Origin of the sequence: Iodobacter violaceini (assembly GCF_011601265.1) — a bacterium.
Lineage (GTDB): Bacteria > Pseudomonadota > Gammaproteobacteria > Burkholderiales > Chitinibacteraceae > Iodobacter > Iodobacter violaceini.
Genome location: NZ_JAAOLX010000007.1, coordinates 248,886 through 260,345 on the forward strand (window position 1 = coordinate 248,886; position 11,460 = coordinate 260,345).

General features: G+C 53.3%; 9 protein-coding genes. 1 reads left to right on the forward strand and 8 read right to left on the reverse strand.

The features are described from left to right. Positions 1–84: 84 nt before the first annotated feature. Positions 85–2,823 carry a preprotein translocase subunit SecA gene (gene secA / locus HA050_RS14895; protein ID WP_166827723.1) on the forward strand — a complete coding sequence of 913 codons (2,739 nt, stop codon included), beginning with the start codon at positions 85–87 and terminating at the stop codon, positions 2,821–2,823. A gap of 378 nt (positions 2,824–3,201) precedes the next feature. Here the strand turns inward: secA and HA050_RS14900 are convergent, their stop codons facing one another. From HA050_RS14900 to HA050_RS14935, 8 genes are all read right to left on the reverse strand, one after another. Beyond that, complete coding sequence (locus HA050_RS14900; RefSeq protein WP_166827726.1) at positions 3,202–3,954, reverse strand: type II secretion system protein; 753 nt, start codon at positions 3,952–3,954, stop codon at positions 3,202–3,204. A 103-nt stretch (positions 3,955–4,057) separates the two neighbouring features. After that, positions 4,058–5,527: a hypothetical protein gene (locus tag HA050_RS14905; RefSeq protein WP_166827729.1), complete on the reverse strand. Its 1,470-nt coding sequence runs from the start codon at positions 5,525–5,527 to the stop codon at positions 4,058–4,060. Then, positions 5,505–5,801 carry a hypothetical protein gene (locus HA050_RS14910; protein ID WP_166827732.1) on the reverse strand — a complete coding sequence of 99 codons (297 nt, stop codon included), beginning with the start codon at positions 5,799–5,801 and terminating at the stop codon, positions 5,505–5,507. The genes HA050_RS14905 and HA050_RS14910 overlap by 23 nt, the downstream gene beginning before the upstream one ends. Further along, positions 5,798–6,385 carry a hypothetical protein gene (locus HA050_RS14915; protein WP_166827735.1) on the reverse strand — a complete coding sequence of 196 codons (588 nt, stop codon included), beginning with the start codon at positions 6,383–6,385 and terminating at the stop codon, positions 5,798–5,800. Before HA050_RS14915 ends, HA050_RS14910 begins: the two co-directional genes overlap by 4 nt. Further along, positions 6,375–7,931: a hypothetical protein gene (locus tag HA050_RS14920; protein WP_166827738.1), complete on the reverse strand. Its 1,557-nt coding sequence runs from the start codon at positions 7,929–7,931 to the stop codon at positions 6,375–6,377. The genes HA050_RS14915 and HA050_RS14920 overlap by 11 nt, the downstream gene beginning before the upstream one ends. Next, positions 7,928–9,124 (reverse strand): type II secretion system F family protein, encoded by a 1,197-nt coding sequence (locus HA050_RS14925; RefSeq protein ID WP_166827740.1) that lies wholly within the window; start codon positions 9,122–9,124, stop codon positions 7,928–7,930. Before HA050_RS14925 ends, HA050_RS14920 begins: the two co-directional genes overlap by 4 nt. A gap of 42 nt (positions 9,125–9,166) precedes the next feature. Then, a complete protein-coding gene (locus HA050_RS14930; RefSeq protein ID WP_166827742.1) occupies positions 9,167–9,661 on the reverse strand; it encodes a hypothetical protein in 495 nt (164 codons plus the stop codon). A 26-nt stretch (positions 9,662–9,687) separates the two neighbouring features. After that, positions 9,688–11,394, reverse strand: a complete 1,707-nt coding sequence (locus HA050_RS14935) for a GspE/PulE family protein (RefSeq protein WP_166827744.1) — start codon at positions 11,392–11,394, stop codon at positions 9,688–9,690. Positions 11,395–11,460 lie beyond the last annotated feature (66 nt).

An 11,460-nucleotide genomic window follows, 5' to 3' on the forward strand; every position in this document is an offset into this window, starting at 1 on the left:
GAAACGGCAGCATATACGGCGGATGAGGATGCTTATCCGCCGTTGTCACAATAACCGGGCTTAGCCCATTGCTGGTAGCTTTAGATGATTGCAAATTTGCTCAAAAAAGTTTTCGGAAGTCGTAATGACCGCCTGCTCAAACAATACGGCACCATCGTAAAGCAGATCAACGCCCTTGAAGCGGGCATTGCCGCTCTTTCCGACGATGACTTGCGCGCTAAAACGGCAGAGTTCCGCAGCCGCGTCGCCAAGGGTGAAACACTTGATCAAATTCTGCCAGAGGCCTTTGCTGTTTGCCGCGAAGGCTCTAAGCGCAGCTTAGGCATGCGCCACTTTGACGTGCAGCTGATGGGTGGCTTAGCGCTGCACCAGGGCAAGATCTCTGAAATGCGCACGGGTGAAGGTAAAACACTGGTTGCCACGCTGCCTGCTTACCTGAATGCACTCTCCGGCAATGGCGTACACGTTATTACCGTGAATGATTATCTGGCCAGCCGCGACGCGGGCATTATGAGCAAGCTCTATAATTTCCTGGGCCTGACTTGTGGTGTGAATCTGGGCCAGATGCAGCATGACGAAAAACAAGCTGCTTACGCCTGCGATATTACTTACGGCACCAATAACGAATTCGGCTTTGATTATCTGCGCGACAATATGGTGTTCACTGTGGGTGAGCGCGTGCAGGGCAAGCTGAACTACGCAATTGTCGACGAAGTAGATTCGATTCTGATCGATGAAGCACGCACACCGCTGATTATCTCTGGCCCGGCTGAAGACAGTATCGAGCTTTACCAGCTGGTTGACGATATTCCAGGCCAGCTGACCCGCCAGAGCGAAGAAGAATCAGAAGGCGATTTCTGGGTGGATGAAAAAGCACACTCGGTATTGCTTTCAGAAGCTGGCCACGAAAAAGTGGAAGCCATCCTCACCAAAAAAGGCCTGTTAAAAGAAGGCGACAGCCTGTACTCGGCCGGCAATATCAGCCTGGTCCACCATCTGTATGCAGCGATGCGCGCCCATGCCCTGTTTCAGCGTGACCAGCATTATGTGGTCACAGACGAAGGCGAGATTGTCATCGTTGATGAATTCACCGGCCGTTTAATGTCTGGCCGCCGTTGGTCTGAAGGCCTGCACCAGGCCGTTGAAGCCAAGGAAGGCGTGGAAATCAATCAGGAGAACCAAACTCTTGCCACGATTACCCTGCAAAACTACTTCCGAATGTATACCAAGCTCTCCGGCATGACCGGTACGGCCGATACTGAAGCTTACGAATTCCAGCAAATTTACGGTCTGGAAACCGTGATTGTGCCAACCAACCGCGATATGGTGCGGGACGACAGGCAGGATCAGGTTTACAAAACCGACCGCGAAAAATACAACGCCATCATCACCGATATCAAAGGCTGCCAGGAACGCAAACAGCCGGTGCTGGTAGGTACAACATCGATTGAGCAATCTGAATTACTCTCTGAAATGCTGACAAAAGACGGCTTTAAGCACAATGTGCTGAATGCCAAACAGCATGCGCGTGAGGCCGATATCGTGGCCCAGGCCGGTGCGCCTGGCGTGATTACCATTGCCACCAATATGGCAGGCCGCGGTACGGATATCGTGCTTGGCGGTAATATCGAGCGCGAAATCAAAGCCATTGAAGCAGATGCAGAATTAAGCGAGGCCGATAAAGCCGCCAAAATCACTGCCATGAAAGCAGACTGGAAAATCGTCCACGAAGCCGTTGTTGCAGCGGGTGGCTTGCATATTATTGGTACCGAGCGCCACGAATCACGCCGTATCGATAACCAGCTGCGCGGCCGCTCTGGCCGTCAGGGTGACCCCGGCTCCAGCCGTTTCTACCTGTCGCTGGAAGACTCGCTGCTGCGTATTTTTGCCGGTGATCGCGTAGCGATGGTGATGGATCGCTTAAAAATGCCTGAAGGCGAGCCAATTGAAGCAGGTATGGTTTCCCGCGCGATTGAATCTGCACAGCGCAAGGTTGAAGGCCGCAACTTCGATATTCGTAAGCAATTGCTGGAATACGATGATGTGTCCAACGAGCAGCGCAAAGCAATTTACGGCCAGCGTAATGAAATTCTGGAAAGCGCCGAAGTCAGCGAAACCATCGGTGCGATGCGCGACAGCATGGTTTCTGATCTATTCGACACCTATATTCCTGCTGATTCAATGGAAGAACAATGGGATGTTGCGGGCTTAGAGCGTGCACTGGGCGAGTTTAATATCGATCTGGCCATTGCTGAGTGGATCAAAAACGACACCACGCTGACCATTGAAGCCATGAAAGAGCGTGTGCAGGTTGCTGCCGCTGAAAGCTACAATAAAAAGGTTGAAACTGCGGGCGAGGACACTTTCCGTCAGTTTGAACGCTCGGTTCTCCTGCAACACGTTGATCAAAGCTGGCGCGAACACCTGTCGTCCTTAGATCATTTGCGCCAGGGTATTCATTTGCGCGGCTATGCACAAAAGAATCCTAAGCAGGAATACAAGCGTGAAGCATTTGAGTTGTTCTCTCAGCTGTTAGAAAACATCAAGCGTGAAGTAATTCAGATTGTGATGACCGTACAAGTACGCTCACAAGAAGATGTTGATGCCGTTCGCCCGCAAGAGCGCCCTGCTTCAGCATTGCAATTTAATCATCAAGAGCTGGAAGCTTTACTGGCAAGCGGTGATGAAGAGCAAATCAAAGCAGCGCTGATGCAAGCGATGGAAGGCGGTGCGAAAGTGCAGTTCTCCGGCGTAGGCCGCAACGACGCCTGCCCTTGCGGCTCGGGCAAGAAATATAAGCACTGCCACGGGCAAATTGCTTAATACCCTGCAGCCACAAAAAAACCCCGAAGCGCACTTCGGGGTTTTTTATTTATAAGCCCTTATAACAAAACCCAAATCATCAACTACGGAGAAAAAAAGAACACAGAGAACAATGTAATGAATAATATTTTCTCCGGGCAACTCTGTGTGTCCTGAGCCCTCTAAGTTACAAGAATGGGTTTTGCTGCATCACAGCTCTGCGAACAATCGGGTTGGCGGCGGGCGGGATTGGCTCGTTCCCCGCTCCGGCGAGTTTAAAGGAGACGTTAAAAAGCCCAATGCAAAGAGCGTGGTTGTTATGCTTTTTCAGTGTTTCCAAATAAAAAACAAAGTGCTTAGCGCACAGTGACGCCCGCCCAGCAGCACCCAGCCAGCACATCAAGGCAGCTTACCCGCCGCCAGCATTCTTGCCGCCAGAATAGACGGGCTGATCCAATCGGTGAAGTCGTCGTACTCTTCATCAGCGGGCGTTGCAGGGTCATCCTCTGCCCTGAGTTTGCTCACAAAATTAACATCATTATTGGTGTTTTCCTGCTCATCAGCAGAGCCTGCCACACCATTTGGCGGGCCATGGCGGTAGTGCATCACAACAACAGCGATAACATTTGAAGCGAGGGGTGCAGCGGCCCCCGATGTCGGGTAAATCAAAATATCCCCTGATGAGCAAAGCATAAAACTCATGCCTGCCGGAGCCACACTGCCCAAGGGGCAGCTGCCTGCCACACCCAGTGTTTGATTACTATCGGTCACCACAGGCGGCAGTGATGCGGGGCCGTTATCGGCAAAACCCAGCGTTAGCCGGTAAGTAAATGGCTTATTAAACGGATCAGTTGAACGCGGTAAACCCAGAGTTGCGCCTGGAATGCTGCCCTGGGCCCGGTTGCACGTGCCATTTGCCGCGCGATCTTCTGTAAAAGTCGCCAAAGCCGGATCAGCCGGGCAGGGTAAATATCCATGCTGCACAGCAAACCCCAGCAAAGACTCTTTAATTTCAGCCATCTGAGCCCGCCCGTCACGCATTCTCTGGCTGTCTGTTTGTGCCTTAAAAGCGCCCAGGCCCCCTGCCAGCATAATGCCAATGATCACCAATACAATTGCGATTTCGGCAAGTGTAAATCCCCTCTCCTTCATGCTCTTTCCTTTAGGGACGTAAAATCCCCTGAGCCACCCGCCTGCAGCTTGCCGGTGATCGCCGGAACGATGGTCATTTCAGCAGGAGCGAATCCCCGGTCCCTCATGGTCTGTCCTTTGGCGCATAGGTCCATTGGTTTGCAACACGATAATAAAGTCGATCATTACCAGCATCGGCAGGCCCAAGCTTGGCGTACTGATCTGTCTGCGGCGGCACCGCATCCCATGCCCGGCGGTTAATATCGGGCGCTGCGGCATAGCTGCTTACCGGGTCCAGGTAATTATTTAAGAGCGCTTTATCAGCAGCAGTCACACGGGTTTGCCCCGTTTGTGCAACCCCGGCCCCTATCATGACTGCATTCACAGCAGCTGCCGGCGTTTGCATATTTCTTAATGTAAGTGCGATGGGCGCAGGGCAGTTGGGTGTATTAGCCACAGCGTAAAAAAACATTTGCTCCCAACGATTGCGGTAGAGCCAGTCGTATTCAAGCAACACGTTTTGCCATGCCGCCTGGCCAGGCATTGCAGCGGGCCGGTTGGCCGGATTAACCAGATACTCAGGCAAAACAGGCAACAAACCCACGCCTGTCAGTGCAATCGATTTAGGGATGTGCCCGCGGCAAACAACAGGCGAAGGCGTACAGGCATTGCTGTTGACTGCCGCCGTATCCGCGCAACCTGGGTCCGCCGGGCTGGCCGGGTTGGGTAAAGACCCCGCTCCCGCCTGCACTGCCCAAAGATTAATCAGCTGCTGGTACTCCTGGGCTGCGCGTTTTTCTAAAGGGGCCAACAACTCACTGCGCCGGATGGTAATCAGGCGGTCATTCAGTGTTGGGTTCGCATTGGCATCCAGCCGCGGTCCATTCAAAAACCGCCCTTGTGTAGCGTTGTAATTTGCATAGTTATTGGGCGCACCAAGACATGCACCTCCCACAGTCAGCCGATTACATTCCAGATAATTATTCGCATTTCGCTGCTGTGCCGCCGTACTGCGGTTTTGCCCGCTAAGTGCCGCTCCGGGGGCCAGAATCACCACAATCACCGGATCTGCCGCATCTGATAAAGCCTGAGCACCATTATTGGCGGCAGCATAAAACCAGGGATTTGCCCCCGCAGGCGCAGTATCGCTATTGAGCGGAGTATTTCTTCGCTCTTGAAAACCATCCGCCACCGCCATCCAGAGCGGCTCGCCCGAGCTGTCGCGCAGCTCTGCCGCCTGATAACTTCTCCATGGAATACGGCCAATACGCGCCGCAGCGCCCGGGCAAGCTGCACCGTTCAAGCCACTCTGCCCATAAGCGGCTTCACCCGGGATATTCAGATCGGGGCAGAAGAATTCCCCTGGGCGGGTCACGGGCACAGTATTGCCGCGTTTGGATAAAGCCTCCGCCAGGAGTATTTTTTTGGCTTCTGCCAGCACATTTTGCGTTTGCTGCTCTCGATAAACCTCAAGAGCATGGCGGCTGAACCCTGCCAGTATCGCCCCGGCTATCCCCAGCCCTACTACCATTAACAACATCAGGGCAATGGCACCCTGCTGGCGTCGTTGCCTAAGGTGCGGCTTGATAAACATCACGCCTTACTCCGCGGCTTAGCGTTTGTCCTACCTTAAGCCCGGCAGGCACAGAGGCCGTGCTTAGCGCACCATTCAGCCAGCGTATTTTTTTGCCATTACGGCTAATTTCACCATCCAGCCTGAGCGAATCCGCGCCGGTGGCCTGTACTGATTGCGGCGCAGAGGCTTCACCACGCGCGACAGCCCGCTCTTCCGGGCTAAAAAATAAACGCCCCCACCCGGCATCAGCCAGCGGGCTGAGAATCAGATAAATCAAAAGGATGTATTTCATTGACTTGCCTCAGGGGCGGCCACCGGCCCTATGCTTAACCATTCAATATCACAAGCCACTTTCAAACCTGCACCGGCCTCTGTCTGGCGGGTCATCACACACTGCTCCGGCGCTGGCCAGCCGGATAAGCGCCTTAAACCTGCCAGCAGCTGCGAGAACTCATCTTCATCACCTGGCTCAAAGCTGAGCATCATTTTGCTGCCATAAAGCTGCACGGTTTCTGCGGTCGCGGTAAAAACGCGCTGCGGCTCAAAACGAAACAGAATGCTGAGCCCCGGCGAGCGTCGGTTCAGCTCGGTAAGATACTCAATCCAATCCAGCCGGTGCTCGCCATTGAGTATTCCGCGCTGACTGAGCGTCTGATAAAGCGCACGGTATTGCTGGGTGTTATTCCAGGCATTCTCCTGGCCATCGGCTTGCAGGGTTAAGCGTTGCACATTGCTGCGCAAAGCCTGCTGCTCATCCTGTGCCCGCCACAGATAAATGTGCGACAGCACAATCAGCAACACGCCAAGAGCAAGGGTTGCTCCACTCATAATCAGATCATGGCGGATCAGCTGCAGGGGCTGAAGATCAATTTTCATGTTTTTTTTGCTCCCAGCTCAGGCGCAGAAAAAAATCAACCCGCTGACTGTCCTGCTGTAATGGTTTTGCTTCAACGCCCGATTTAGAGCTGGTATTAAGGGGCAGCGTAACCGGCTGTACAGTCACACCGGGTAAGCCTGCCAGCCTGGCACTCAAGCGCTCCACACTAGCCAGCGCCTGCCGGTACTGCAAATCAAAGGGCTCTACCCGGCCTTTCAGCTCCATCACTACAGGGATTGTGGCGGGCGCCGATGCATCCGCGGCCTCTGCCTGATTAGCAGGGTCAACCGGACCACGGCCAGATTGCCAGCGCAGCTCATCAAGAATCAGCTCAGGAAAATCCAGCAAAACGTTGCTCACTTGCTGCGCCTGATCTTCCATATCCGGCCAGGTCAGAAATTCCCTGGTATAAAGCTCAACCGTGCCCTTCATCGCCGCCGGGTCACTTGCCTGGCTTTGCTTGAGCAGCAGATTAAAACGCCGTAAACGCTCATCAATCTGCCCGGTTTTTTTAAGCGACTGATGAATGGAAGCCTGAATCTCGCCAGCCTCCCAGATCGCCTGCCCGCTCCAGACACAGGCCAAAAATAAGCCAAGATATGCAGCACGGCGCAGCAAAATACCGCGTTTTCGCCATGTGGCATGAATAAGATGGCGGCCCTGCCCGTAATGATTGGCTGGCGGGTGCAGCTCCAGCCAGCTGCATAAAATATGCAGCAAGGAATCTGCCTGAGGCAGGTGCAGCTTACGTGCAAGTAAATCCAGCGGCACATCACTCAGCACAAACTGAGCGGCGTCCCCGCTGCTTGCCAGGCGGGCACGAATTGCCGGCAGGCAATCACCATCTGGCGAAAGCACCGCAAGCTGCAGCTTATCTTCACGCCCCAGCAGGCGCAGCGTGGATAAATACTGCCTGGCCCGCAGCGCCTCCACCACAATCACCTCAGCAAGGCGCTCTGTATCCTGCAGATTGCTGCCCTCGGGCAGGCTGCTCACACGGCTGAATTTAAGCCCGTCTGCGGCCAGATAAGTCTGGCGCATTCCGCCGCCGGGGGTAAATGAAACCAGCAGATAATGCGTCAGCCCCAGGCCTGATCTGTGCAGCATTTCTCCAGCCAGAAGGGCAGCAGAATAAATACCCTGCAAGACCATTTTTTTTGCCAGCAAAGCATTCACAATGGCGTCAACTGGTGCCGCCAGCGTTAATGCCGACATCAGCACCTTATCCTGCTCACCCGATTTAGCAAATGTCTGCACAAAAGCACGGCGGTAGGGCGTAGTCCGGTAGTTCTGATCCAGGCGTCTGGCCAGCAAGGCAGTGCGATCACTGCGCCCCAGATGCGGTATTGATTCCAGCTGAAAATCTTCCTCAACCACATCCACCAGCAGGCTGAATATGGCTTCTTTCCATGTATCCAGAAAAAGAGAGAATGCCGCAGCACCTTCATCATCCAAAGCAAAGCGCGCATGCTCCAGCAGCTGCCCCTTTTCGATATGAAAAGCGATCAGCCGGGTATTGGATAAAAAGAGTGTGTAGTGGCTCATCGCAATTTGCTGATGGTGTCAAAAATAGGGCCAAGCACCGAGGACATAATCCAGGCCAGAATCAGGCCCAGCACCACCGTGAGCGATGGCTCAATCAAAGCCTGTACGCGCTCTATGGATTCTTTTACGTCGCGGTTATAAAAGTAGGAAACATTCATCAGGGCATGATCCAGCTGGCCGGTGCTCTCGCCAACTTTCAGCATGCGCAGTACCAGTGGCGGAAACATTTTTTCCTGATTAAAACTCGCCGTCACCCCCTGCCCCTCGCGGATTTGCGCCTGAATCCGCTGCAGCGATTCTGCCACCATGCTGTTGCTGACAATCCCTTCTGATATTTTGATGCAATCTAAAATTGGAATCCCTGCCGCATACATCAGTGCAAAAAAGTTAGCAAAACGCGCCAGAATAATTTTATGCAAAATGGGGCCAAATGGCTGAATGGTGAGTTTCCAGCCATCAAAGCGATGGCGAAACTTAGCGTCATGACGCAAACGCAAGCGAAACAGCACAAATAAAATAATGGGTGTGCCAAATAAAGCCCACCAGTAATAAATAAACAGATTGGATACCGCAATTAAAATACGGGTATTCAAAGGCAGGGTTTGCTGCATGGCGGCCACAAAAGAAACTAATTGCGGCACTAAATAAATCATTAAAAAAGTAATCACCCCCACCACCAGCACGCCAACAAAAGCCGGATACATCACGATTTTTTTTGTTTGCGAAACCAGCTCGTCCTGCCACTTTAATGAATCAGATAAATTAAGTAATACTTCCGGCAATTTGCCGCTCGCCTCTCCTGCACGAATCAGATTCACATAAATGGCATCAAAAACCTGAGGATGGCCTGCCAGCGCCTGCGAAAACTGGTGCCCGCCTTCAATATCTTCAATTAAATTAGCGATCACTTCTCGAAAATGCGGCTCTTCCAGGCTATCGCGCAGATCAGATAAGCCTTCCAGAATCGATACCCCTGCGCGGGTCAGCTGCTCCATATGAAAAGTAAATGTAATCAGCTCGCGCCGGCTGACCTTTTTTCCACCCAGCCCGCCTCCTGGCGATGCGGCTTTCGCCGTAATCAGGCTCAGGCCAATCCGCTCCAGGCGCTGCTCTAAATCCGTCAGATTATTGGCCTCTGTTTTGCCCTTCTGAACCAGGCCCGCATTGTCTGCCGCACGATAAGTAAACTGCATTGGCTTTCCTCAGGGATCAAGCCACAGAGGGCTCTTTCCCCCTCACTCCGAAGGATTAAACCCGCGTTCCAGAAACACTCCGCCGCCCCTTGGCGATTCTTTTTCATAAAGAATTTTTTCCAGTTTCAGCAGGCAATAGGCGTTCAGGGTGAGGTTATGCTTGGCGGCCTGGGCAATCAGCTGCGCCTTGGTCATTTTGTCTATTCGCAGAGTCAGTGTGGTGGCGTCCGCTTCGCTGCTGGATGCAAAAATCTTTTCTTTACGCCACGGGCAGTATTTTTCTACCCACTCCTCAGCCTGCTCCAGCGTGATGGGTGTAAGGACATCAGTGGGTATACGTTTTTCAGTATCCATATGAGGATGAGGAATATTGTGCTCAACCAAAAAATACTGATCTCGCTTGGTGCGATAAAGCTCGATCAAATGCGGCACGCCTTGCTCATCTTTTGATTCGGTATGCATATGGCAATTTAATGCGGTGCGCGTGTTGTAGGTTTTGCCATCCACCACGCGCGAAATATGTTCGCGTACATACATTGCAATCCTCCTTTTTACTGGGGCACTTAAACCACCCTGTCGGTTAAATCAATTACACGGGAAATCTCTGCAAGCGAAGTCAGCCCATCCAGCACATGCCGGCATGCATCATCGGCCATGGGTCTGAAGCCCTGGGCTTCCGCCGCTTTTTTGATTTCCAGGCGCGTGGCATGCCGGGCAATCAGTTCATCCAGCTCGGCACTCATTTTTAAGACTTCCATCACGGTTAAACGGCCCTTATAGCCCTGGTGATCACACTTGGGGCAGCCACTGGCACGGTACAGCGTGATCGACTCACCTTCAGGCGCGATGCCCAATAAACGCCGCTCAAAAGCATCCGGCTCATAAGGCTCACGGCAGAGCGGGCACAGTTTGCGGGCAAGGCGCTGGGCGATAATGCCGATGATATTGCCTGCCAATACATCGGGCAGCACGCCGATATCCAGGAGGCGCGGAATCGAGCCGATGGCAGAATTGGTATGCAGGGTTGAGTAAACCTGGTGGCCGGTCATGGCGGCGCGAAATGCCATATCGGCGGTATCGCGATCGCGGATTTCACCCAGCAGGATGATGTCCGGATCTTGCCGCATCATCGAGCGTATGCCGTTCACAAAATCCATTTTGGCGGCTTCATTAACCGACGTTTGCCGCAGCATGGGAATCGGATATTCCACCGGGTCTTCCAGCGTCATAATGTTGACGGCTTCGGTGTTCACGCTGCTTAAAATCGAATAGAGGGTGGTGGTTTTACCCGAGCCGGTGGGGCCGGTCACCAAAATAATCCCCTCTGGCCGGGCAATCATCAGCTGTAATAAATAGAGGTTTTCTTTGCTCAGGCCCAGCTTATCCAGCTTCACCAGGCCTTTTTGCCGGTCTAAAATCCGCAGCACAATATTCTCGCCCCAGGTGGTGGGCTGAGCCGCCACCCGAAAATCCAGCGGCCTGCCTGCCAGGGTAAGCGAGATGCGGCCATCTTGTGGTGAGCGGGTTTCGGCGATATTCATATTGCTCATCACCTTCAGCCGCACCACCATCGCTGGCCAATAGGTTTTGTGCAGAGCGCGAATTTGCCGCAGCACGCCGTCTATACGGTAGCGAATCCGCACAAAAGACGATTCAGGCTCAAAGTGAATATCCGATGCGCCGCGCGTGCAGGCATCGGCCAGCAGCGCATCAATCAGGCGCACCACCGGCTGGTTGTACTCGGCCTCGGCGTGCTGCAGGCTGGCGTAATCAATCACCCCTGTTTCTATTTCATTCAAAATGCCGTCGATAGACAGCTCAAAACCATAGTATTGGTCGATGGCATGGACTAAATCAGATTCCGCAGCCAGCAGCGTTTCCAGCTCGTATTTGTCTTTAAGCAGAATACGAACCTGATCCAGCGCAACCAGGTTATTCGGATTAGACATCGCCAGCGTCAGCTTATTCCTCTCCGTATCCAGCGAGACCGGCAGCAGCATATGCCGCTTGGCCACGTCTTTGGGCACCAGCTTAATCGCCTGCGTGTCAGCCAGAATCTTGGACAAATCGACGCTGACCTGCCCCAGGTTTTCTGACAAGGCATCACGCAAAATACCTTCAGACACAAAGCCCAGCGACACCATCAGCTTGCCCAGTGGCACGCCGCTGCGCCGCTGCTCAAACAGAGTAATGCGCAGCTGATCCTCTGACAGCAGGCCTTTGGAAACCAGCAGCTCGCCCAGCGGAAGCTTTCTGACCGGCGCGTTCATAAGCGCTCCATGGCATGCAAGCTTGCTTCAGCAAACGCCCGCACCACCGAATCTGATCCGCTGTCT